This is a genomic window from Caballeronia sp. LZ034LL (genome assembly GCF_031451215.1).
GTDB lineage: Bacteria > Pseudomonadota > Gammaproteobacteria > Burkholderiales > Burkholderiaceae > Caballeronia.
Genome location: NZ_JARUXR010000029.1, coordinates 1 through 398, shown reverse-complemented (window position 1 = coordinate 398; position 398 = coordinate 1). Strand labels below are relative to the sequence as shown.

Genomic DNA, 398 nt, shown 5'->3' with positions numbered 1-398 from the left:
GCTCTCCGGTACCGACGTGGAGAGTTCAGGTTTCGGCGCATTGACGGGTTCGCCATGCGCATTGGCTTCCACGGGTTTGATCTCGTCGGCGGCCTTGATGTCTTCGGCTGGCTTGAACTTCTTGAAAGGGTTGAGTTCGCCGACATCGCCCAGTTTCGGAAGCTTGATCGGGATCTCGGGCACGGGCACAACCGCCCCGACCACCGCCGATGCAAAGTCGATCCCTTGCCTGGCCCATTCAGGAAGCGACTTCGCCGGCACGATGTAGTCGACCAGCAGATTCACGCCAGGAAGGATCTCCACGAAGAAGCGGCCGAGGCCATCTTCGAGTTGCTGCCGCCAGAGCGGCAGCGGCGGAGTGTGGGCATCGAGATATTCCTTTCGAATGGGCCCGCGCT

The 398-nt window shown here is 61.1% G+C and carries 1 protein-coding gene; it reads right to left on the bottom strand.

What is annotated here, in order from left to right; all coding sequences use genetic code 11:
- On the bottom strand, positions 1-398 hold a 398-nt coding region (locus QCE83_RS35060), incomplete at both ends, for a hypothetical protein (RefSeq protein ID WP_309821484.1).